The organism is Streptococcus timonensis, from assembly GCF_047463455.1.
Classification (GTDB): domain Bacteria; phylum Bacillota; class Bacilli; order Lactobacillales; family Streptococcaceae; genus Streptococcus; species Streptococcus timonensis_B.
Genome location: NZ_JASHDV010000003.1, coordinates 249,569 through 274,329 on the forward strand (window position 1 = coordinate 249,569; position 24,761 = coordinate 274,329).

The window sequence follows — 24,761 nt, forward strand, 5'->3', positions numbered from 1 at the left end:
ATTATTTTATGAAGCTGAAGCAGGTAGGGTTTAAAGTGGAATTTTCCCACTAGACATTCGTCTACTTTTTTTATATAATAAAACTAAACCAAAATGGTTGAATTTTAAAAATAAAGTCAACCTGCAACGAAAGCATCAGACTAGGAGGTAAGTCATGTACCAACCAGAAAAACTTAAGGCTCGGAGAAAAGAGCTAAAACTAACACAAAAAGAGATTGCAGAGCGACTTGGGATTAGTTTTCAGGCTTATTCAGCTTGGGAACGTGGAGTCAAGGAGCCTTCTAAAGAGAAGGTTGCTCAACTAGAAGATCTTTTAAAAGTACCAAAAGGCAATTTTACCCAAATCGAAATTGTCCGTCTCTATAATAGCCTTTCCAATCAAGGGAAAGAGAAGGTGGTGGTCTATGCTCGCAACTTGGCTCAAGAAGAACAAGCCAAGAAGGTGACTGCTATTTCAGAAAAACTCTACGAGTATCATGTCTATGAACGCATGTCAGCTGGGATTGGTGCTTCGGTTTATGATGATCGAAACTTTGATACGGTTTACTTTAATGAAGAACTAGCCCACGACTTTGCTTCCTGGGTATCAGGAGATTCCATGGAACCTAAATATCAAAATGGTTCAGTGGCTCTGATTCGGGAGACCGGATTTGATTACGACGGTGCTGTCTATGCAGTGGTTTGCAATAACCAGACCTATATCAAACGGGTCTATCGAGAAGAAGATGGTCTGCGTTTGGTCTCCATCAATCCTAAATATAAGGATATTCACATTTCTTACGAAGAAGATCCTCGGATTGTGGGAATTATCGTAGGTAATTTTGTACCTATGGAGGGATAGCCTATGGGCTACTTTGATTATTCCAGAGAGCCCCAAAGTGATATTGCCTTTGTCGATATGAAGTCCTTTTATGCTAGTGTTGAGTGTGTAGAAAGAGGACTCCATCCCCTTAAAACCTCCCTTTGTGTTATGAGTCGGGCGGATAATTCTGTTGGGCTGATTCTTGCCTCCTCTCCTATGTTTAAAAAGGTTTTTGGGAAAGCAAATGTTGGTCGTGCCTATGACCTCCCCTTTGATATCAAGACGCGTAAATTTTCCTACTATAATGCCAAAAAACAAGCTTTACGGACAGACCCGGCCTATGTGAAATTTATCGAAGATTGGGCTCGGGTGACCGTGATTGTCCCTCCTAGGATGGATAAGTATATCGCAGTTAATATGGAAATCCAAGGAATCTTTCAGAACTATGGCAGTCCAGATGATATTTATCCTTATTCAATTGATGAAGGCTTTATTGACCTAACCAGTTCGCTTAATTATTTTGTCCCGGACCAGCAGATTTCTCGAAAAGATAAGCTAGATATGCTTTCGGCTCGTATTCAGAGGGATATTTGGCGACAGACAGGGATTTACTCGACGGTCGGTATGTCGAATGCCAATCCCCTGCTTGCTAAGTTGGCCTTGGATAATGAAGCCAAGCACACACCGACTATGCGAGCCAATTGGTCTTACCAGGACGTGGAAGATAAGGTCTGGTCCATTCCAAAGATGACCGACTTTTGGGGGATTGGTCATCGGATGGAGAAGCGCTTGAATAGCTTGGAAATCTATTCGATTAAGGAATTAGCCAATAGCAATCCTGATGTCCTGAAGAAGGAGCTTGGCCAAGCTGGACTTCGCTTGTGGTTCCATGCCAATGGGATTGACGAGAGTAATGTTCATAAACCCTATAAGCCAAAATCTCATGGCTTGGGCAATTCGCAAATTTTACCGAGAGACTATGTCAAGCAGCGAGATATCGAAATTATACTCCGAGAGATGGCGGAGCAGGTGGCTATCAGGATTCGAAGAGCTAGTAAAAAGGCGACAGTGGTATCTATTCATCTTGGTTTTTCTAAGCAGGAACAAAAACGTTCCATCCATACCCAGATGAAGATTGAGCCAACCAACAGCACTAGTCTTTTGGTCAGCTACGTGCTGAAATTATTCCATAGCAAATACACTTCTGGGGCCGTCAGAAGTGTTGCTGTCAATTATTCAGGATTTGTGGACGAATCCTTTGCTTTGATTTCTCTTTTTGATGATGTTGATAAAGTAGAAAAAGAAGAAAGGCTCCAGACTGCCATTGATTCGATTAGAGAGCAATTCGGCTTTACTTCTCTCTTGAAGGCGACTGCTTTAGAGGACGCATCGAGAAGTATTGCCAGAAGTAAGCTGATCGGAGGGCACTCTGCTGGAGGATTAGATGGACTAAAATGATTGATCGTTCTTATTTGCCCTTTCAATCCGCGAGGGATTATCAGGATCCGGGCATGCAGAAGTGGATGGGCTTTTTTCTATCGGAGCATACCAGTTCACTCAGTGCAGAAAAAAATCGTGTGGATTTATCAACAGATTTGAATCCAGTCGAGAAGTTGTTGCTGCTTTCCCAGCTCTACGTTGGACGACTAAAAGGCTCTTTTATGGTCAAGGAGAAAAATCATAAAAGCACGATATTGGGTGAAGTAAGAGAATTATCTCCTCAAGAAGTCTCTGTTAAAACGAATGAGGGCTATAGACTGCTAAGAGTAGATGATATTCTCACAATCCAACTTTGTCAGGAGGAAGTTGATGACTAGAAAAGAGTTATATGAAAACAAATTGCAGATGGACTATTTCTCAGATGACTATATTCGTTTCGAGGAAGATTTTCAAAAATACTCTGCCATGAATGTGCCTCTGACTTTTCTGATTGACGACATTCTACGCACCATGGCCATTAACCAAAAGGACTACTTTGTCTTAAACAAGGAAAATGCCAAAGATGGTAGGAAACATCGGTTTTATTTTAGAGTGAAGATGGAAAAAGATTGTCCAGGTACTCGAACCTATACCTATCTTGGGTTGGGGCGAAATCATTAGTAAAAATTCTTATCTTAGATATATTTGTTGCAATGATAACACTGCAAACAACTATAATTTCCAGCCGTTCAAGAGCTGTTTCTTGAATGGTTTTTTGTTTGCTGTTTAAAACCAATTGAGCTATACCAATTTTTATTCTTGACAAGATAAAGAAACAAGTATATACTGTTTTTGCTGATTCTGTAAAGCAAGAATTAGACTATACCAATTTAAGGAGAAAACACAGTTTATCTGTGTCGTATATACTATGTGTGGAATTGTTGGTGTTGTTGGAAACACAAATGCAACTGATATTTTGATTCAAGGGCTTGAAAAGCTCGAATACCGTGGTTATGATTCTGCGGGAATTTTTGTCCTAGGTGGTGATGAAAACCATTTAGTTAAGGCTGTTGGTCGTATTGCAGAATTATCTGCTAAGACAGCTGGTGTTGAGGGAACAACTGGTATTGGACATACGCGTTGGGCGACTCACGGGAAACCAACGGAAGACAATGCTCACCCACACCGCTCTGAGACAGGACGTTTTGTCTTGGTGCACAATGGGGTGATTGAAAACTATCTCGAAATCAAAGAAGAATACCTTGCAGGTCACCACTTCAAGGGACAAACGGATACTGAAATCGCCGTTCACTTAATTGGGAAATTTGCGGAAGAAGATGGCTTGTCAGTACTTGAAGCCTTCAAAAAAGCCCTTCACATCATCCGTGGATCTTATGCCTTTGCCTTGATCGACTCTGAAAATCCAGATGTTATCTACGTGGCGAAAAACAAATCACCGCTTTTGATTGGTCTTGGTGAAGGCTACAACATGGTCTGCTCAGATGCCATGGCCATGATTCGTGAAACTAACCAATACATGGAAATCCATGATCAAGAATTGGTGATTGTGAAGGCTGATAGCGTCGAAGTGCAAGACTATGATGGTAACAGCCGTGAGCGTGCTAGCTATACTGCCGAGCTTGACTTGTCAGATATCGGTAAGGGGACTTACCCTTACTACATGCTCAAGGAAATTGATGAGCAACCAACAGTTATGCGTAAGCTCATCCAAGCCTACACAGATGAGGCTGGTCAAGTTGTCGTAGATCCAGCTATCATCAAGGCTGTTCAAGACGCTGACCGTATCTACATTCTTGCAGCTGGAACATCTTACCACGCAGGATTTGCTTCTAAGAAGATGCTAGAAGAATTGACAGATACGCCTGTTGAACTTGGTATCTCCTCTGAGTGGGGCTACGGCATGCCACTTCTCAGCAAGAAACCACTCTTTATCTTTATCAGCCAATCTGGTGAAACAGCTGATAGCCGTCAAGTTTTGGTTAAGGCTAATGAAATGGGAATTCCAAGCTTGACAGTGACAAACGTGCCAGGATCAACCCTTTCACGTGAAGCCAACCATACTATGTTGCTTCACGCAGGTCCTGAAATTGCCGTAGCATCAACTAAGGCTTATACAGCACAAATCGCAACCCTTGCCTTCCTTGCAAAAGCAGTTGGTGAAGCAAATGGCAATGAAAAAGCCAAAGCTTTCGATTTGGTTCACGAGTTGTCTATCGTGGCTCAGTCTATCGAATCAACCCTTTCAGAAAAAGAATTGATTGATGCTAAAGTTCGTGACCTTCTTGAAACAACACGCAATGCCTTTTACATCGGACGTGGTCAAGATTACTATGTAGCCATGGAAGCCAGTCTCAAGCTCAAAGAGATTTCTTACATCCAGTGTGAAGGTTTTGCGGCTGGAGAGCTCAAGCACGGAACCATTGCTTTGATCGAAGATGAAACACCTGTCTTGGCCCTCTTGTCAGACCCAGTCCTTGCCAACCATACTCGTGGAAATATCCAAGAAGTGGCAGCGCGTGGTGCTAAGGTCCTCACCATCGCAGAAGAAAATGTTGCCAAAGATACAGACGATATCGTCCTTACAACGGTCCACCCTTACCTCTCGCCAATCTCAATGGTGGTACCAACGCAACTAGTCGCTTACTTTGCAACCCTTCACCGTGGACTCGACGTGGATAAACCACGCAACCTTGCCAAGTCAGTAACGGTAGAATAAGGGAAATCCTGCTGTTACTTTTCAATTTTTCTTGTCATCCTATAAAAATCTTGTTATACTATTGAAAAGTAGTAAATAGTGAAGTATAAGGAGATTGAAGCCTAAATGAAAAAAGGGAAAATTTCAACTATCATAGGACTCTTGTTTGCAAGTTCGTTTTTGATTCGGACTGTCATTATTCATCAAATGAGAGCTTCAAAGAAACAAGAGAGTGAAAAGATTGCTGCAGTTCAGAAATTTATCAAATCTCAAGAACAGGCAGAGTCAGAAAAACAAAAAGGTTTTTATACGGATATCCTTCGAAATGGATCAGAAACTTCTGAACCAAGACCTAGCTACGACAAAACTATATTTGTGAATCAACAATACAATATTGGTGTTCGAGACGGAGCCTATTATCTACTGACACTCAGTAGCAACAAAGAACTCTTGCTAGAAGGGGTCGATGATGCCTATGCCCTAGCAGTTAGAAATGAAGATAAAAACAAACAAGAAGTTGCCATGGTTGTTCATAAAGATGGAGCTTGGCATATTATAAATGGTGAAGGGGAAGTCACAACAACCCTTGATCGTCAATATATAACAGCTCATACTAAGCTTGTGATTAAGGACCAAACACTTGATTTTGAATAATGTGATTATAGAAATACATAGATTTCAAAAACCTCCTAGATTTTTCTAGGAGGTTTTATAACTATAAATCTTGGATGGAGATTTTATTTAGTTCATTTACAACTTGCAAAATAGACATTCTGCTGATATTCATAATATTTGGGTGAACCAAGCCCTTGAGATCAAAATTAGTAATGATGGCATCATAGTTCATCACTTTTATTTCGTTGAGATTTAAGGAAGGCTTGTCCCAAGTTTCATATTGAATGTTATTAGAAGTATGGAACTGGTATAGAGAAATCAGGAAGTGAGGGTGAGCGAAGTCGTATTCACTTAAAACTAAAACCCTAACCTTCTTTTTTGCCTCAAATAACTGGTCGATAATGCCTTCAGCGTGAGTGAAGAAAGTATATACTAGGTGTACAACGTTTCGAGATTTTTCCTTCTGACCAATGCTGGTCTTATATCTCATCATTTCTATCACTGTTGCTTCGTAGAATTTAGGGAAAATCTTTTTAATTTTGCTCAGGGTATAAGATTTATTACGGCTGATAATCGATTCGGAATTGATTTCTTTGCGTTCTAAAAGAGCAGTATTGTGTAAGTTCCAGATGAGCGCATCTGTATTTGAGAATTGAACTCCAAATTTACGAGTGAGATTATCTAGTATGTCACGAGCTGCATGGTAAGAGTGATCTACTTGTTCGCAGAGGGCGCGAGCTGCCAAAAAGTCATCAATTGTGAAGAAAAGGGAAAGCTCAGCAAATGGACTAAAAATCTGGTCAAGATTTTCACGTGTAAATTCAATTCCTATCTTTTGTGAGAAAGCTTGTAATTGGTGCTCAAACTTAGGCAACTGGTCATAGAGAGGGAACTTGCAAGAGCATTCAGTGGATAACTGAACGTAGTTTCCTGTATTGATTCGATGAATGTTAATAGCTGCTTGAGTTTTAATTTGGTAAAGATTTTGATATTTTGCAGGGAATTTTGCCAACTTAAGAAAGAAAGAAACAAAATTTTCCACATCTTCTTCTTGGACATGGGAAAAAGGCCAGTCTAAAAAACCATAAGCTTCATGAAAGTATTGGGAGAAGAAGAAGCGGATATCCTTTTCATCTCCAATGATAGAAATCGGTGTAACTTTTAACTTGAAATTGTAATTTCCATTAAGGATCTTGTTAATTTCAGCAACTTTTTTCCGAAGTGCGGGAAGAGATACATCTAAAGATTCAGCAAGATGTTCATAAGTAAACGGAGCATCTAATAGGAAGAAAGCTTTTAAGACTTTAAAAAAATCAGAGGTCTGCAAAAAATATTGGTAGATTTTCTCAATACCAATATTTTGTACATTTACCATCATAATTCCAGCGGTAGAGTGTTTGATGCTAAAATCAGGAAGTATATCCCGTAATTCCTTGATGTCACTCTTAATAATTCTGGGATTATTGCCAATGATTTTAGATAAATCATCAAGATAGATCCAATCTGAATTTTCAAATAAATACTCTAAAATCTTTAATTGTCTTTGTTCTTTTTGAGTGAGTAATTCTCTCATGAATAATAAACTCCTGCGATAAATTAATATCTACTTATAAATAAATTGCAATTTCTTACAATTATATCACTAGAATATTAAAAAACAATGAAATTTAATATGAATTTTGTAAAAACTGGCAAAATAAATACCGATTTATAAAAATAAAGTCTTTATAAGATGGAAAATTTCTAAATAATAAAGAAAATAGATAAAATAATCCGCTTTCTTTTTCAGTTTTTGATAATACATGTTTGTAAAAAACATAGAGAATGATTTTCTATCCCTTGAATAAGAAATAACCCCTCAAGAAGTTATAGAGAAGAAGCCTCTTGGGGGTAATTGCATATAAGTATGATATTTAAAGCTTATTTTCGATACAAGCGATCATATTGATAGTAGGGGTCAAAGGTTACGTTGATTCCTAGTTTGCGAAGGACGTTTTTATCTTCATCTGTCAAGATAATGGTGGAGTGAGCTTCGCTTCCTTTGAGATTTCCTAATTCTTTCATGGCACGATCTGCATCTGGATTTTCCATGGCTGTAATGGCAAGAGCGATAAGAATTTCATTTGAATGCAGACGAGGGTTTCGACTTCCTAAGTGGTTGATTTTTAAGCCTTGAATTGGTTTGACCACTTCTGGTTCAATCAATTTAGTTTCTTTATCAATATTGGCTAATTTCTTGATAGCATTAATCAAGACAGCAGCGGTTGGGCCAAAGAGCTCGGAGTTTTTACCTGTAACAATCTCTCCTGATGGTAGTTCAAGTGCCAGAGCTGAACCACCTGTTTCCTCTGCCTTTTGGCGAGCAACAACGGCAACTGTACGATCAGCTGGTGTAATTCCCAGGTCATTCATAAGAAGTTGAATCTTCTTAACTGCAGTTTCTCCAACCTTTTCAGCCTTGAAGTCGAGGACTGTCTGGTAGTAGCGACGGATAATTTCTTGTTTGGATGCTTCGATAGCCGCATCGTTATCAATGATAGCAAAACCAACCATATTAACACCCATGTCCGTTGGAGATGCATAAGGAGACTTCCCTAAGATACGTTCAAGCATGCGCTTAAGGACAGGGAAAATCTCAATATCACGGTTATAGTTGACTGTAGTTTCTCCATAAGTTTGGAGATGGAATGGGTCAATCATATTGACATCGTCAAGGTCTGCAGTAGCAGCTTCATAGGCTAAGTTAACCGGATGATGGAGAGGTAGATTCCAAACTGGGAAGGTTTCAAACTTAGCATAACCAGACTTGATGCCGTTGAGTTGGTCGTGGTACATGTTAGACATACAAGTTGCCAACTTCCCTGAACCAGGTCCAGGAGCTGTCACGACAATCAAGTTACGACTAGTTTTGATATAGTCGTTTTTCCCCATACCTTCAGGTGAGATGATGTGATCCATATCTGTCGGATATCCCTTGATTGGGTAGTGGAGATAAGAGTCAATCCCATTTTTTGCTAATTGATTACGGAAGGTATCTGCAGCAGGTTGACCGGCGTATTGTGTGATAACAACAGAACCTACAAAGATACCAAGTTCATTGAATTTATCAATCAAACGAAGCACTTCTTGGTCGTACGAAATACCCAAGTCACCACGAGCCTTTGAGTGTTCGATATTGCTAGCGTTAATGGCAATAACAACCTCGACTTGTTCTTTCAACTCTTGTAAAAGTTTGATTTTGTTATCTGGCTCATATCCAGGGAGGACGCGGGCGGCGTGGAAATCTTCCAACATCTTACCACCAAACTCTAGATAGAGCTTACCATCAAATTGATTGATACGCTCCAAAATATGGTCGCGTTGTAAGTTTAAATATTGTTCAGAACTAAAAGCTTGTTTTTTCATTTTTTTACCTCTGAACTCTATTATATAAAAAAAAGAGAAGATAAGAAACTGAGGAGTGACGAAATAAGAAAAAATATTGGGTAAACGTTTGCATAAAATGAGAAAAAAGTCTATTATGGAGTATAGAATATTATAAAAAGAGGTAGAGATATGAAAGAGAAATGGTGGCATAATGCAGTCGTTTATCAAGTCTATCCAAAAAGTTTCAAGGATAGTAATGGGGATGGAATCGGAGATTTAAAAGGGATTACCAGTAAACTAGACTATCTTGCTAAGCTTGGAATCACAGCTATATGGCTTTCGCCTGTCTATGATAGTCCTATGGATGATAATGGTTATGATATTTCAAATTATCAAGATATTGCTGCTATATTTGGCACTATGGAAGACATGGATGAATTGATAGCTGAGGGGAAAAAGAGAGATATTCGAATCATCATGGATTTGGTGGTCAACCATACCTCAGACGAGCATGCTTGGTTTATTGAAGCGCGTGACAATCCCCAAAGTCCAGAACGAGACTACTATATTTGGAGAGATAAACCCAATGATTTAACCTCTACTTTTAGTGGTTCGGCGTGGGAATATGATGAAAAGTCTGGTCAGTACTATCTACACTTTTTCAGTAAGAAACAACCGGACCTCAACTGGGAAAACGAAGAGCTTCGTTATAAAATCTATCAAATGATTAATTTCTGGATTGACAAGGGTATCGGTGGATTCCGTTTGGATGTGATTGATATGATTGGCAAGATTCCAGATGAGAAGGTCGTTAGCAATGGTCCTATGCTCCATCCTTATCTCAAGGAGATGAATAAGACAACCTTTGGTGACAAGGATTTACTGACTGTTGGTGAAGCTTGGGGAGCAAACCCAGAAGAGGCTAAGCGTTATTCGAATCCAAAAGGTCAAGAGTTGTCTATGGTCTTCCAATTTGAACATATTTGTCTTCAGTATCAGGAAGGGCAACCTAAGTGGCACTACCAAAAAGATTTGGATGTCTCTAAGTTGAAGACCATTTTTAATAAGTGGCAAACTGAGCTCGGAGTAGAGGATGGTTGGAATTCCCTGTTTTGGAATAACCATGATCTTCCACGCATTGTTTCCATTTGGGGGGATGAGGAGAAATACCGTGAGAAATCAGCCAAAGCATTTGCGATTTTACTGCATTTAATGAGAGGAACTCCCTATATTTATCAAGGTGAAGAAATCGGTATGACTAACTTTCCGTTTGAAAGCTTGGAGCAAGTAGAAGACATTGAGTCAGTCAATTACGCCAAAGAAGCACTTGAACAGGGTGTGCCGTTAGAGCAAATTATGGATAGTATCCGAGTAGTGGGTAGAGATAATGCTCGTACTCCAATGCAGTGGGATAATACTGCTTATGCTGGATTTTCAAGTGCGAAACCTTGGCTATCTGTAAACCCAAGTTATGACAGTATTAATGTTGAGTCTGCTCTAGATGACCCTAACTCAATCTTTTATACCTATCAAAAACTAGTCCAGATTCGCAAGGAAAACAGCTGGTTGGTTCATGCAGATTTTGAATTACTAGAGACAGCTGAAAAGGTCTTTGCTTATATCCGCAAGGATGGTAAGCGTCGTTTCCTAGTAGTGGTTAACCTTTCTAGTCAAGAACAAGAATTTCACTTGGATGCAGTCCTTAAGTCAGTCTTAATCGCTAATACCGATGTTCGAGATAAACTCGAACAACTAACACTATCTCCTTGGGATGCATTCTGTGTCGAATTAATTGATTAAATGGAAAATCTCAAGTATCTTTAGGTGCTTGAGATTTTTTGTATCAAAGGAAAAAACCATAAAGAAGATTTGTTTGAATTTTCTAAAAAATCGTATGAAAACCCTTGCTTTTATAAAAAAATAGGGTATAATGGTGAAAATAACTATTTAAAGGAGAATACCAATGAAATCGAAAAAGTGGCTAGCAATAGCAGGGATTACGATGAGTGCAGCACTACTTTTAGCAGCTTGTGGGAAGACTGAGAAAAAAGCAGAAGCTCCGACAACATTCTCGTATGTATACGCTATCGACCCTTCATCCTTGGACTATAGTATTACTAGTAAAAGTTCAACATCTGACGTTATCGCAAACGTTGTAGATGGTCTTTTGGAAAATGACAAGTACGGAAATTTGATTCCATCTCTAGCTGAGGATTGGTCAGTTTCACAGGACGGTTTGACATACACTTACAAACTTCGTAAGGGTGTTAAATGGTATACTTCTGAAGGTGAAGAGTATGCAGAAGTTAAGGCTCAGGATTTTGTAACTGGTTTGAAACATGCAGCTGACGGTAAATCGGATGGTTTAACTCTTATCCAAGATTCTATTAAAGGATTGGCAGAATATGTCAGTGGTGAGAGCAACGACTTCTCAACAGTAGGAATCAAGGCAGTTGACGATTATACTGTTCAATATACCTTGAATCAACCTGAAAGCTTTTGGAATTCTAAGGTAACAACTGCACCAATGCTTCCTGTTAATGAAGAATTCCTCAATTCTCAAGGTAAAGATTACGGAACACCAACACCTTCATCTATCCTCTATAATGGGCCATATATCTTGAAGAATCTAACGTCAAAATCCGTTATTGAATACGAAAAGAATCCAAATTATTGGGATAAGGACAATGTTAAAATCGATAACATTAAGTTGACTTTCTATGATGGTTCTGACCAAGAGTCATTGATTCGTAGTTTTACAGCAGGCTCGTTCACAACAGCTCGCCTCTTCCCGACTTCTTCAAATTTTGAATCAACCAAGCAAGAATACGGTGATAAAATTGTCTACAGCCCGCAAGAAGCGACCAGCTATTACCTTACATTTAACGTAAACCGTCAATCTTACAACAAGACAGCTAAGACTGATGATGCTCAAAAAACATCAACAAGAGAAGCTCTTCTTAACAAGAACTTCCGTCAAGCCATCAATTTCGCGCTTGACCGTCATTCTTATGCAGCGCAGTTAAATGGCGAGGAAGGGGCAGATAAGATTATCCGTAATAGCCTTGTGCCTTTTGACTATGTTCAAGTTGGTGAAAAAACCTTTGGAGAACTAGCTCAGGAACAACTGGTTACATACGGAGACCAGTGGAAAGATGTAGCTTTGACAGATGGTAAAGACACTCTTTACAATCCAACAAAAGCAAAAGCAGCCTTTGAAAAAGCCAAGTCAGAATTGCAAGCTAAGGGCGTAACCTTCCCAATCCATTTAGATATTCCAGTTGAACAGACAGATGTGATTGCTGTGCAACAGACAAACTCACTCAAACAATCTATCGAATCAGCGCTTGGTACTGAAAATGTCGTTATCGATGTGCTTCAAATGACTGATAATGAAAAAATGAGTATTACATCTCAAGCTAAGGTTCCTTCTCAAAAAGACTATGACTTGAATGGTACTGGATGGGGACCAGACTATCAAGATCCAGCTACCTATCTAAATATCCTGGATGCTAAGAAGGGTTCTGCCCTTAAACACTTGGGTATCACAAAAGGAAAAGATCCAGAAGTCATGGCTCAAGTTGGACTTGATGAGTACAAGAAACTCTTGGATGATGCAGCATCTGAAACAACAGACCTTAACAAACGCTATGAAAAATATGCTAAAGCACAAGCTTGGGTATCTGATAGCTCACTCCTTATTCCTGTTGCTTCTTCAGGTGGTTCTCCGACTGTGAGTCGTACAGTGCCATTTACAAAAGCCTACTCTCAAGTCGGAATTAAGGGTGATCCATTTGTATTCAAAGGTTTGGAATTGCAAAATGATATTGTAACCACTAAAGAATACGAAGAAGCCTTCAAGAAATGGCAAAAAGAGAAAATTGAAACAAATGCTAAATACCAAAAAGAGTTAGCGAACCACATTAAATAGCCTTCATAAAATATATCTTGACAAAGAATTCCTAATACATTAGGAGTTCTTTGTTTTTATATAAGAATAATTGCTTGTAATGTCAAAAAATTATATAACTTTACTTTTTAGCCAAAATTTGATAAAATAGTTACATGTCATAAAACCTAACATAAAAGGAGAAGATGAATCATGAGACTTAAAAAACGCTTATTGGGAGCGGGTTTGACTCTTGCTACTACTGTATTGCTGGCAGCATGTGGTCAGTCTGCATCGGACGATAAGACCTACTCATCTACATTTGGTGCTGATCCAACTACTTTTAACTATCTTTTGGATTATGCTGGTGACAATACCAATGTTATCACCAACTTAGTTGATGGTCTTTTGGAAAATGACAACTATGGGAATCTTGTTCCTGCCCTTGCAGAAGATTGGAGTGTCTCTAAGGATGGTCTGACCTATACTTATAAACTTCGCCAAGATGCTAAGTGGTTCACTGCTGATGGGGAGGAATATGCGCCTATCAAAGCTCAGGACTTTGTGACGGGTGTTAAATATGCTGCTGATAATAAGAGTCAAGCGCTAGATTTGATTCAAAACTCAATCAAAGGTTTGGATGATTATGTGACAGGAGCAAACTCAGACTTTTCAAATGTTGGTGTTAAAGCCTTAGATGACCATACTGTCCAATACACCTTGACACGTCCTGAATCTTTCTGGAATTCTAAGACAACTAACAGTATCTTGTTCCCAGTCAATGAAGAGTTCTTGACTTCTAAAGACAAAGAATTTGGAGAACTAAAACCAGACAGTATTCTCTATAGTGGTCCTTATTTGTTAAAAGAATTTACATCTAAGTCATCACTTGAGTATACGAAAAACCCTCATTACTATGATCAAGAAAAAGTGACGATTGAAAGAGTTAAGTTGGCTTATGTTGATGGTTCTGACCAAGACATGACGATTCGTAACTTTGAAAGTGGAGCTTATTCGTCTGCAGGTGTTTATCCAAATAGTTCAAATTTCGCCAAGATTAAGGAGAAATACAAGGATAATATCGTCTATAGCTTGCAAGGTGCAACTTCTTGGTATTATAACTTCAACGTAAATCGTCAAGCCTATAACCATACAGCCAAGACCAGCGATGAACAGAAACAAGCTACAAAAACTGCAATTTTAAATAAAAATTTCCGTCAAGCTATTAACTTCGCCCTTGATCGTACAGCCTACTCAGCTCAGTCTAATGGAGAAGAAGCTGCTAAAAACACTCTTCGTAACACACTTGTACCACCTACTTTTGTGCAAGTAGGAGATAAAACTTTTGGTGAAACAGTTGCCTCTAAATTAGTGAATTACGGCACAGAATGGACTAATATGAATCTCGAAGATGCCCAAGATGGCTACTTCAACAAAGAAAAAGCGCAAGCTCAATTTGCAGAAGCTAAAAAAGAACTAGAGGCTCAAGGTGTAACCTTCCCGATTCATTTAGATTTACCAGTGGATCAGATCAATAAAACTCTTCTTCCTAAGCTTTACTCACTTAAACAATCTGTGGAATCCACTCTTGGAGAGGAAAATGTAGTGATTGATGTAGTTTTAGTTTCAACTGAAGACTATGCCAATGCGACTTTCCAAGCACCAACGCCAGCTGATCATGACTATGATTTGAACTTGGATGGATGGTCAGCGGACTACCAAGATCCATCAACTTACCTCAATCCTTTTAACGCAGAAGATGGTTTCTATCTTAAGATTTTAGGGCTTGATCCAAGTAAGGATGCTGACAAGATTACAAGTCTTGGAATGGATCAATATACTCAGAAATTGAAAGCGGCGGATGCAGAAAGTTCAGATGTTGCAAAACGTTATGAAAATTATGCAGATGCACAAGCTTGGTTGATTGATAGTTCGCTTCTTATTCCTGTGAATTCAGATGGTGGCGTAGCTTCGGTGACCCGTGTAACGCCATTTACACGAGCATATTCACTTGTTGGAATCAAAGGGACTGGAAGCAACTACAAATACATGAGACTGCAGAAAGATGTGGTTACTATTGCCCAATTTGACGAAGCCAAAGCCAAATGGGAACAAGAACGCAAAAATTCAGTCGAAAAGAATCAAAAAGAGCTTGAAAATCACGTCAAATAATTATAAAAGAGTTTCTCTTGGAGAAGCTCTTTTATTTGTGATAAGGCGATAAAATATTTATTATAAATTAAAACGTTATCAAGTTATATGTTAATAGCCTTGAGGGCTAGTTTATGATATAATGAAGATAAAAAGTTATTTAGAGGTGAAACGTGAGTAAACGTTCAAAATTAAGTAAATCTGGTAAAGTTCAGCAGAGCTTCAACATTGGTTTCTTTGTAATCTATGTAGTTCTTGCTTGTTTTTTATTGTTTTTAGTATATCGTTATCATATTCTGGCTGTCAGTAACTTGAATATTATTCTGACAGCTGTTATTGTGCTAATTGCATTGGTGTTTTTAACTTTAATCATAAAGAAAAAAGCTAAGATTTTCACCATGATAAGTCTCATCATTTCAATTGCTTTAAGTTTAGCTGCTTTAGTTGGAGTTCAACAGTTTGTCAGCTTAGCAAATCAATTTAATGCTTCGTCTAATTATTCAAGTTATTCGATGAGTATAGCTGTTTTAGCAGATAGTGAGGTAGATGATATTTCTCAATTGACAAGCCTTGCGGCTCCTATGGCGACTGATGGCGAAAACATTCATAAACTTATAGATGATATCAAAGCAAGTCATAGTAAAGAACTGACTGTTGAGGAGGTTAGTTCTTATCAAGCGGCATATAAGAGCTTGCTTGCTGGCCAAACAAAAGCAATTGTATTAAATGGTGTTTTTGAAAATCTGATTGAACAAGAAGATCCGGATTATGCTAAGAAAATTAAAAAGATTTATACTAAGGATCTAACAAAGACAGTTGCAGCTCCTAAAGTGGCAACAAATAATACTTTTAATGTCTATATTAGCGGGATTGATACCTATGGTCCTATAAGTTCCGTATCACGTTCAGATGTCAATATCATTATGACCGTCAATCAGGATACTAAGAAAATTCTATTGACGACAACACCTCGAGATGCCTATGTGCCGATTGCTGATGGTGGGAATAATCAAAAAGATAAACTGACACATGCTGGGATTTATGGGGTGGATGCTTCTATTCATACCTTGGAGAATCTCTATGACATTGAATTGAATTATTATGCTCGTCTCAATTTCACTTCTTTCTTGAAATTGATAGACCTTCTGGGCGGTGTAGATGTTTACAATGACCAAGAGTTCACATCACGTCATGGCAACTATCATTTCCCAGTTGGAAATGTTCATCTAGATTCTGAACAAGCTTTAGGTTTTGTTAGAGAGCGTTATTCATTAGCAGATGGCGATGGTGATCGTGGTCGTAATCATCAAAAAGTGATTGCTGCTATTATTCAAAAATTGACCTCTGCAGAAGCCTTGAAAAATTATGATGCCATTATCCAAGGTCTACAGTCTTCGGTTCAAACCAATATGCCACCAGAAACTATGGTTGGGCTAGTCAATTCTCAACTAGCAAATGGCGGCAAATATACTGTTACAACTCAAGATTTAAAGGGAACTGGTCGTATGGATCTTCCTTCATATGCAATGCCAGATAGTGCCTTGTATATGTTAGAAGTGGATCAGAATAGTTTGGAAGCAAGTAAGACAGCTATTAAAGATATCATGGAAGGGAAATAAAATGATTGACATCCATTCACACATAGTTTTTGATGTCGATGATGGACCTAAAACTATAGAAGATAGTCGAGTATTGCTTGAAGAAGCATATGCACAAGGGGTTCGGACTATTGTTTCAACTTCTCATCGACGAAAGGGAATGTTTGAGACGCCAGAAGATAAAATTGCTGCTAATTTTAAGATCGTTCAGGAACTGTCTAAGGAAATAGCTCCTGACCTAACAATCTTATACGGTGCTGAAATCTATTTTACTAGCGACATCTTAGATAAATTAGAAAATCACATCATCCCTAAACTCAATGATACACGGTATGCCTTGATTGAATTTAGTATGAATACACCTTATCGTGAGATTCACAGCGCCTTGTCTAAGGTTCTCATGTTAGGCATAACGCCTGTGATTGCTCATATTGAACGCTACCACGCTTTGGAAAATGATGAAAAAAGAGTGAGAGAGCTTATCAATATGGGATGTTACACGCAAATTAATAGTTCGAGTATTCTAAAGCCAAAACTATTTGGCGATACCTATAAGTTTATGAAAAAACGAGCTCGCTATTTTTTAGATAGAGATCTAGTTCATATCGTGGCAAGTGACATGCATAACTTAGTTGATCGACGACCTTATATGAAGGAAGCCTACGAATTGGTTAGTAAAAAATATGGCCAAGAAAAAGCCCAAGAGCTTTTTACGACCAATCCTGCAAAAGTGATTGAAAATCAAATATTATAGGAGTTACAATGAAAGACAAAGATAAAATCGAAATTGATGTAGTACAAATGTTAAAAGTATTGTGGAAGCGTAAATTATATATAGCTCTGGCGGCTATTATTACAGGAGCAATTGCTTTTGCCTATAGTTCATTTGTAGTTAAGCCCGAATATACAAGTACTACACGTATCTACGTTGTTAATAGAAATCAAGCTGATAAACCTGGATTAACTAACCAAGATTTGCAAGCAGGTTCTTACTTGGTAAAAGACTACCGTGAGATTATCCTTTCTCAGGATGTATTAGAAAAAGTAGTGGCTGGGCAAGGATTAAATTTTGATGCGAAAGCTCTTGCTAGAAAAGTTCAAGTAACAGTTCCGGCAGATACACGTATTGTGTCAATTTCTGTACGTGACAGTAAACCTGAAGAAGCAAGCCGTATTGCAAATGCTCTTCGAGAAGTGGCTGCTGAAAAAATTATTTCTGTTACGAAAGTATCAGATGTAACGACCTTGGAAGAAGCTCGTCCTGCTGTATCACCATCTTCACCAAACATTCGTCGCAACACAATCTTGGGTGTAGGTGCAGGAGCAAGTGTTGTGATTCTATTGGCTCTATTAGTTGAACTATTGGATGATCGAGTGAAACGTCCAGAAGATATTGAAGAAGTAATGCATCTCTCGCTTTTGGGAGTTATTCCAAATCTAGAGAAATTAAAGTAAGGGAGTAAACATGGCAAAGTTAGAATTATCAGAAAAACGCCAAGCGTTTGTAAAAAAAGCAGAAGAATACTACAACGCTCTACGCACAAATATTCAATTGAGTGGAGATAAGTTAAAGGTTATTGCAGTGTCCTCAGTTAGACCTGGAGAAGGAAAATCTACGACATCAACCAACATTGCATGGGCTTTTGCGCGTGCTGGCTACAAAACACTCCTTATTGATGCAGATATTCGAAATTCTGTTATGTCTGGGGTCTTCATGTCAACTGAAAAAATCACTGGTTTGACAGACTACTTGTCAGGTACAAAAGATTTATCACATGGTTTGTGTGAGACAAATGTGGAGAATTTGTTTGTTATCCAGTCTGGAGCTATTTCTCCTAATCCAACAGCTCTTCTTCAAAGTGAAAAATTTGAAGTCATGATAGAAACACTACGTAAGTATTTTGACTACATCATTGTAGATACAGCTCCAATTGGAGTAGTTATTGATGCTGCGATTATTGCTCAAAAATGCGATGCCTCTATTTTAGTAACGGAGGCTTCTGCTACGAAACGTAGAGAAGTTCAAAAAGCTAAGACACAATTAGAGCAAACAGGCGTACCGTTCTTGGGAGTTATTTTGAATAAATTCAATATCCATCTTGAAAAGTATGGTACTTATGGTACATATGGTGGATATGGGAATTACGGTGCCTACGGTAAAAAATAAGTTTAGGGAGGAAATATGGAAGGAAGGGGTTTCTATAACGTAACTCTAGCGTTTTTGCAGAGTATACTCGTTAGTGTATTAGCTTATATACTGATTTCTGTTACAGAGACAGAGATTGTTGCAAAAACTGTGTTTGTCCTTTATTTTCTTCACTTTGCAGCCTTCTATATTAGTGGCTATGGTAAGGATTTTTTCAAGCGAAGTCAGTCGGTTGAATTGATAGAGACAATAAAATACATCATATTTTTTGCATTATTAATTAGTTTCTCTAGTTTTTTCCTTAAAGATCAATTTGTTATTTCTAGAAGAGGAATGATCTATTTCCTTTCTTTATACGGGATTCTAAATTATATTCTTAGTTTTGTTATAAAAAAATACTGGGTTCAATTTAATCATAATTTAAAAGGTAGCCGAAAGATTCTTTTGATTACAGCGACATCTCGGATTGAGAAGGTAATTGAACGTCTTTTGACAGCAAATGACGTGTCTGGGAAATTAGTAGCAGTCAGTGTCTTAGATAATCCAGATTTTAAACATGACAAGGTTACTGTTGTTCCACCCAAAAATCTTATCAATTATGCAACTCATGAGGTAGTTGATGAAGTCTTTGTAAATCTACCTAGTGAGGATTATGATATTGGTAGCATTATCTCTCAATTTGAAACGATGGGAATTGATGTTACTGTTAATCTAAATGCCTTTGACAAGAATTTAGGTAGAAATAAACAAATCCATGAGATGGCTGGATTGAATGTAGTAACTTTTTCTACAAATCTATACAAACCAAGCCACATAGTTGCCAAACGAATGATTGATATTTTAGGAGCAATTGTTGGACTGATCATCTGTGGGTTGGTAAGTATAGTCCTTGTTCCAATGATTCGAAAAGATGGTGGACCAGCAATCTTCTCTCAAACCCGAGTCGGTAAAAATGGTCGCTATTTCACATTTTATAAATTCCGTTCCATGAGGGTAGATGCAGAAGAAATCAAGCAGCAATTGATGGATCAGAATACCATGCAAGGTGGTATGTTTAAAATGGATAATGATCCTCGAGTTACAGAAATTGGTCGTTTTATACGTAAAACTAGTATTGACGAGTTACCCCAGTTTTGGAATGTACTGATTGGGGACATGAGCCTAGTTGGAACTCGTCCTCCAACAGTGGATGAGTATGAAAAGTATACTCCTGAGCAGAAACGTCGATTGAGTTTTAAACCAGGCATTACTGGGCTATGGCAAATTAGTGGTCGAAGTGGAATTACCAATTTTGACGATGTTGTCAAACTAGATGTAGCTTATATCGATGATTGGACAATTTGGAAAGATTTCGAAATTTTATTAAAAACAATAAAAGTAGTGCTGATGAGAGATGGAGCAAAATGATTCTATGAATAAAGTGAGAGAAATTCAATTAGGAGAGTTAACTCTTTTAGAAAGTTATATTGATCTTTGTAAAAGACATAATTTGCGTTATTACGCCTTAGGTGGGACATTACTAGGTGCCATTCGTCATAAAGGATTTATCCCATGGGATGATGATATGGATTTAGGAATGCCTAGAAAAGATTATGAAAAATTCTTGTCAATCTGTGAGAAAGAGCTTCCTGAAAGTGTTATTTTAAGACTTCACGACGATAATCTAGGTAATACTTCTATTATGGATACTTCAATCCAAATTCAATTTGGCAATGAATGGTGTAGTCCCTTTATTGATATCTTTCCCTTAGATGGTTATCCAGAAGATGGGATCCATTACTGGTTGCATACGAATAAAATAAAGTTCTATCGTGCCTTGTCTAAAATTTCTGTCATCGATCGTTTGCATGAAAGAGATAGAGGCTCGTTCGAAAATGCAATTGTGAAAGTTTCCAAAGCCTTAAAATTAAATAAGCTCTTAAACACTTCAAAAATTAATAAAAAATTACAAAATATCATTAAACAATATGATTACGAGACTAGTACCATGGTTGGAAATGTCTTAGGTTCTTACCGCGAGCGAGAACTCGCAAGAAAAGAAGTGTTCGGAGAACCGCAATTACTAGAGTTTGAAAACTTAAAAATTAGTTGTCATGCAAATCCTGATGAATATTTGACAAAAATATATGGTGATTACATGCAACTACCAAAAGAAGCTGAGCGTAAGGGTCATTTTGAGTCTACGTGGGGAGATTAAATTGAATAGTTTTGATTTAATGGGGGTCAGAATTGACCCTTTAACAATGGACGAAACTGTCCAAGCTGTTGAAAAATTTGTTCTTGATCAACGTCCGCTCCATCTAATGGGAGTGAATGCAGACAAAATCAATCAATGTCAAACAGATGAATCTATTAGAAAGATAGTGAACGATTCTGAAATCATTAACGCAGATGGAGCTTCAGTTGTTCTTGCTTCCCGCTTTTTGGGTTATCAAGTTCCTGAGAGAGTTGCTGGGATTGATTTGATGCAAAGATTGCTCTTATTGGCCAATGAAAAGTCTTATTCAGTTTATTTTTTTGGTGCCAAGGAAGAAGTTTTAATAGACATGCTAGAAATCTTTAAGAAAGACTATCCAAATTTACGAGTCCTTGGATATCGTAATGGTTATTTTTCTGAAGAAGATGAATACGGTATTCAAGAAGATATCCGAGAGAAAAATCCTGATTTTGTTTTTGTTGGGATTACCTCTCCCAAGAAAGAATACATCATTCAAAAATTTATGGATCAAGGTGTTAATTCTGTCTTTATGGGAGTTGGAGGTAGCTTTGACGTTTTATCTGGCCATATTAAACGAGCTCCTCTCTGGATGCAAAATGTGCATCTTGAATGGCTGTTCCGAGTGGCAAATGAACCTAAACGTCTCTTTAAACGTTATTTTGTAGGGAATGCCACTTTTATTAAGCGAGTTTTAGATGAAAAACGAAAATCGAAAAAATAATATTTTACATATTTCGCGTACCATGGATATAGGTGGTGCAGAGCGTATTGTTTACCAGTTGAGCTCAGATTTGAAAGATGAGTTTGACAGTGTTCATGTCGCATCCACGGGTGGGCTTTGGGAGAGCGAGCTTTCTGCTAAAGGGATCCAACATCATAAAATTTTAGATATTGATAGTAAAAATCCACTGACAGTATTAAAGCTTCTAACTAGTATTCGTCAAATAATCAAAAAGAATGAAATTACCATAGTCCACACTCATCATCGGATGGCTGCTTTTTATATCCGTCTATTAAAACTTGTTCATCCAAAATTGATACACGTTTATACAGCCCACAATGTCTTTAAAGATAAACTGCCTCTATATGGATTTGCTTTAAAAAATGCCAAAAGCGTGGCAGTGGGAGAAGCAGTAAATAAAAACCTAAAAGAAGATGTAGGTATTACCGATAGCAGGGTTATTTATAATGGAGTCGTTTTAAAAGAAACGGATGACCAGGTCGATGAGATTATTAGTTATGGTGGGATTAAACTTGGTTGTATTGCCAGGTTATCTGAGCAAAAAGGCTTGACTTATCTCCTTGATGCCATGTCTTTATTGACTGTTAAGGATATTCGATTGTTTATCGTTGGTGATGGTGAACTTAGAAATGAACTTGAGAATAAGGTTAAAGAGCTAGACCTTCAAGATTCGGTAACTTTTTTAGGATATCGTAAGGATATTGTGGAATGTATCAATAGTTTTGATTTTTGTGTTTTACCTTCAGTATTTGAAGGATTTGGCTTAGTTGCCATTGAGGCATTTATGAATAGTAAAACCTTAGTTGCGACGGATATACCGGGATTAAACGAAGTTGTAACAAATAAAAATGGGATTCTAGTTCCAGCAAAAGACCCTACTGCTCTGGCATCTGCTATTGATAAATTAGCTATGGATGCAACATTAAGACAGGAACTTGCTAGCCAAGCAAAGAAAGACTATGAAAATAAATTTAGTTATCCTTTATTCTTGGAGAACTATAGGGAACTGTATAGAGAACTAAAGGGAGAATCAAAATGAAAAAAGTCATGTTGGTTTTTGGGACGCGCCCAGAAGCAATCAAAATGTGTCCTTTGGTAAACGAGTTGAAAAAAAATGACTCGATTAAGACACTTGTCTGCGTGACTGGACAACATAAGGAGATGCTTGAGCAAGTTTTGGATGTCTTTAAAGTCGTTCCTGATTATGATCTGGGGATTATGAAGGCGAATCAAACCCTATTTTCAATTACGACCAGTATTCTAGACAAAATTCAAGCGGTGCTTGAACAAGAAAAACCAGATATTGTACTTGTTCACGGAGATACGACGACAACTTTCGCAACGGCCTTGGCAGCCTTTTACATGGGAATAAAAGTTGGACACGTGGAAGCAGGTTTAAGAACCTACAATCTTCAAAGTCCATTTCCTGAGGAGTTCAACCGTCAGACTACTTCTATTATTGCAGATTATCATTTTGCACCAACAGAAGTGGCTAAAGACAATCTTCTAAAAGAGGGAAGAGAGAATATTTTTGTAACTGGTAATACGGTTATTGATGCCCTAAAGACAACTGTTCAGGATGATTACAATCACCCAATTTTAGAGTGGGCTAAGGGTAGTAAGTTGATTATGTTGACAGCTCACAGACGTGAAAATCTTGGGCAACCAATGGAAAATATGTTTAATGCTGTTAATCGTATTTTAAATGAATTTGAAGATGTAAAAGTTGTTTACCCAATTCATAAAAACCCTAAAGTTCGTGAATTGGCAAGTAAAGTCTTTGGGGATAATGAACGCATGAAGATCATTGAACCTTTAGAAGTTATTGATTTCCATAATTTCATGAACCAAAGCTACATGATTTTGACAGATTCCGGTGGTGTGCAGGAAGAAGCTCCGTCTTTAGGGAAGCCTGTTTTAGTTATGCGTGATACAACTGAACGTCCAGAAGGGATTGCAGCAGGAACTTTGAAATTAGTTGGAACAGAAGAAGAAAATATTTATAGGAATTTTAAGCTTCTTTTGGAAAATGAAGAGGAATACAACAAGATGAGTAAGGCAAGCAATCCTTATGGGAATGGAACAGCTTGTCAACAGATTGTAGAAGTTATCATGAAGGGATTAGTATAATGGGGAAAGTTTCGATTGTTGTTCCAGTATACAACGTTGAAGATTATTTGAAATATTGTGTTGATAGCTTAATTAATCAATCGTACAAGGATATTGAGATTATTTTGGTAGATGATGGCTCTACTGATGATTCTGGAAAAATATGTGATAAGTATGCCCAAGAAGATGACCGTATTAGAGTCTTGCATATTGAGAATGGAGGCCTTTCTAATGCTCGAAATACGGGTGTAAAGTTTGCTTCTGCTGAGTGGATAATTTTCATTGATTCTGATGATTACTATGATCGTAGAACTGTTGAGTATTTAGTGCAACTTCAAAAGAAGTATGATGTTGATCTTGTTGCAACTTCCGTCATCGAAGTTAGGGACTTCCAAAGTGAGGATTTTTTAGGTTCATTAACTAACATAGATTCTTTGAAATTAGATCGCTATACAGCTTTGAAAGAGATGTTTTATGGAAATATAGTTGGAACTCATCCAGGGGGAAAACTATACAAAAAAGAAATCTTGATGAAGTTTCCTTTTCCAGAGGGTATGATCTATGAAGATTTGGCTGTCTCTTTTGAGCATATCGGAGCATGCAATGAAATTGCCGTAGGATGCATCAATTTATACAAATATTATAGAAGACCTGGAAGTATTGTCAATTCTTCTTATAGTGATAAATTTTTAGACTTCTATAAGGCTATAGAGATGAATAGAGAATTTGTTCAGAGAGATTATCCTAATGATAAGGAAATGAAGAAAGCACTTACTGTACGTTATGTCTTTAAGGGGTTACATGTAGTACATGCTATGCTTAGTTCAAAGATGTATTCGGATGTCAATAAAATCAGAAAAGAATACACTAGTTACTTCAACGATATTATTCCTAATCCAAATATAACAGGAAAAAATAAAGTGAAATACCTGATGCTTTTGGTTTCTCCAAAACTGTATGAAAAAATTAGAGAGAAGATGGGTTAGGTAA

Annotated in this window: 21 protein-coding genes; 19 read left to right on the forward strand and 2 right to left on the reverse strand. The window is 37.8% G+C overall.

The window, feature by feature from the left end; genetic code table 11:
- Positions 1–154: 154 nt before the first annotated feature.
- The 6 genes from QM847_RS06600 (at position 155) to QM847_RS06625 (ending at position 5,591) form a co-directional block, all read left to right on the forward strand.
- Positions 155–841: an XRE family transcriptional regulator gene (locus QM847_RS06600; RefSeq protein WP_269798280.1), complete on the forward strand. Its 687-nt coding sequence runs from the start codon at positions 155–157 to the stop codon at positions 839–841.
- 3 nt (positions 842–844) lie between these two features.
- Positions 845–2,260, forward strand: a complete 1,416-nt coding sequence (locus QM847_RS06605; RefSeq protein ID WP_269798279.1) for a Y-family DNA polymerase — start codon at positions 845–847, stop codon at positions 2,258–2,260.
- Entirely contained in the window at positions 2,257–2,619 is a 363-nt protein-coding gene (locus QM847_RS06610; protein ID WP_269798278.1) for a hypothetical protein, read from the forward strand. The genes QM847_RS06605 and QM847_RS06610 overlap by 4 nt, the downstream gene beginning before the upstream one ends.
- Positions 2,612–2,902, forward strand: a complete 291-nt coding sequence (locus QM847_RS06615) for a DUF5960 family protein (RefSeq protein WP_269798277.1) — start codon at positions 2,612–2,614, stop codon at positions 2,900–2,902. Before QM847_RS06610 ends, QM847_RS06615 begins: the two co-directional genes overlap by 8 nt.
- Before the next feature lie 247 nt (positions 2,903–3,149).
- Complete coding sequence (gene glmS / locus QM847_RS06620) at positions 3,150–4,958, forward strand: glutamine--fructose-6-phosphate transaminase (isomerizing) (protein ID WP_414354666.1); 1,809 nt, start codon at positions 3,150–3,152, stop codon at positions 4,956–4,958.
- Between the two features lie 105 nt (positions 4,959–5,063).
- Complete coding sequence (locus QM847_RS06625) at positions 5,064–5,591, forward strand: hypothetical protein (protein WP_414354668.1); 528 nt, start codon at positions 5,064–5,066, stop codon at positions 5,589–5,591.
- Positions 5,592–5,652: 61 nt separating this feature from the next.
- Here QM847_RS06625 and QM847_RS06630 read toward each other — a convergent pair whose 3' ends face one another.
- On the reverse strand, positions 5,653–7,125 hold the full coding sequence (locus QM847_RS06630) for a M protein trans-acting positive regulator PRD domain-containing protein (protein ID WP_414354670.1): 1,473 nt from the start codon (positions 7,123–7,125) through the stop codon (positions 5,653–5,655).
- Between the two features lie 347 nt (positions 7,126–7,472).
- Positions 7,473–8,957 (reverse strand): DUF1846 domain-containing protein, encoded by a 1,485-nt coding sequence (locus QM847_RS06635; protein WP_414354672.1) that lies wholly within the window; start codon positions 8,955–8,957, stop codon positions 7,473–7,475.
- Positions 8,958–9,107: 150 nt separating this feature from the next.
- Here QM847_RS06635 and QM847_RS06640 point away from each other — a divergent pair, with 150 nt between their 5' ends.
- The 13 genes from QM847_RS06640 (at position 9,108) to QM847_RS06700 (ending at position 24,757) form a co-directional block, all read left to right on the forward strand.
- Positions 9,108–10,718 (forward strand): glycoside hydrolase family 13 protein, encoded by a 1,611-nt coding sequence (locus QM847_RS06640; protein WP_414354674.1) that lies wholly within the window; start codon positions 9,108–9,110, stop codon positions 10,716–10,718.
- A gap of 163 nt (positions 10,719–10,881) precedes the next feature.
- Positions 10,882–12,849, forward strand: coding sequence for a peptide ABC transporter substrate-binding protein (locus tag QM847_RS06645; protein ID WP_269798271.1), 1,968 nt, complete (start codon positions 10,882–10,884; stop codon positions 12,847–12,849).
- A gap of 171 nt (positions 12,850–13,020) precedes the next feature.
- Positions 13,021–14,979 carry a peptide ABC transporter substrate-binding protein gene (locus tag QM847_RS06650; protein ID WP_414354676.1) on the forward strand — a complete coding sequence of 653 codons (1,959 nt, stop codon included), beginning with the start codon at positions 13,021–13,023 and terminating at the stop codon, positions 14,977–14,979.
- 152 nt (positions 14,980–15,131) lie between these two features.
- Positions 15,132–16,577 carry an LCP family protein gene (locus QM847_RS06655; protein ID WP_414354678.1) on the forward strand — a complete coding sequence of 482 codons (1,446 nt, stop codon included), beginning with the start codon at positions 15,132–15,134 and terminating at the stop codon, positions 16,575–16,577.
- A 1-nt stretch (position 16,578) separates the two neighbouring features.
- The gene (cps4B, locus tag QM847_RS06660) at positions 16,579–17,310 is read left to right on the forward strand and encodes a capsular polysaccharide biosynthesis protein Cps4B (RefSeq protein ID WP_269798268.1); all 732 of its coding nucleotides are present in this window, start codon (positions 16,579–16,581) and stop codon (positions 17,308–17,310) included.
- Between the two features lie 8 nt (positions 17,311–17,318).
- A complete protein-coding gene (locus tag QM847_RS06665; protein WP_414354680.1) occupies positions 17,319–18,011 on the forward strand; it encodes a CspC family polysaccharide chain length determinant protein in 693 nt (230 codons plus the stop codon).
- Positions 18,012–18,021: 10 nt separating this feature from the next.
- Positions 18,022–18,723 carry a tyrosine-protein kinase gene (locus tag QM847_RS06670; RefSeq protein WP_269798266.1) on the forward strand — a complete coding sequence of 234 codons (702 nt, stop codon included), beginning with the start codon at positions 18,022–18,024 and terminating at the stop codon, positions 18,721–18,723.
- Positions 18,724–18,738: 15 nt separating this feature from the next.
- Positions 18,739–20,109: a sugar transferase gene (locus QM847_RS06675; RefSeq protein ID WP_414354682.1), complete on the forward strand. Its 1,371-nt coding sequence runs from the start codon at positions 18,739–18,741 to the stop codon at positions 20,107–20,109.
- A gap of 4 nt (positions 20,110–20,113) precedes the next feature.
- Positions 20,114–20,899: a LicD family protein gene (locus QM847_RS06680; protein WP_414354711.1), complete on the forward strand. Its 786-nt coding sequence runs from the start codon at positions 20,114–20,116 to the stop codon at positions 20,897–20,899.
- Between the two features lie 19 nt (positions 20,900–20,918).
- A complete protein-coding gene (locus QM847_RS06685) occupies positions 20,919–21,641 on the forward strand; it encodes a WecB/TagA/CpsF family glycosyltransferase (protein ID WP_414354713.1) in 723 nt (240 codons plus the stop codon).
- Positions 21,616–22,701, forward strand: a complete 1,086-nt coding sequence (locus tag QM847_RS06690) for a glycosyltransferase family 4 protein (protein ID WP_414354684.1) — start codon at positions 21,616–21,618, stop codon at positions 22,699–22,701. Before QM847_RS06685 ends, QM847_RS06690 begins: the two co-directional genes overlap by 26 nt.
- Positions 22,698–23,792: a non-hydrolyzing UDP-N-acetylglucosamine 2-epimerase gene (gene wecB / locus QM847_RS06695; protein ID WP_414354686.1), complete on the forward strand. Its 1,095-nt coding sequence runs from the start codon at positions 22,698–22,700 to the stop codon at positions 23,790–23,792. The genes QM847_RS06690 and wecB overlap by 4 nt, the downstream gene beginning before the upstream one ends.
- The gene (locus QM847_RS06700) at positions 23,792–24,757 is read left to right on the forward strand and encodes a glycosyltransferase family 2 protein (protein WP_269798261.1); all 966 of its coding nucleotides are present in this window, start codon (positions 23,792–23,794) and stop codon (positions 24,755–24,757) included. The genes wecB and QM847_RS06700 overlap by 1 nt, the downstream gene beginning before the upstream one ends.
- Positions 24,758–24,761 lie beyond the last annotated feature (4 nt).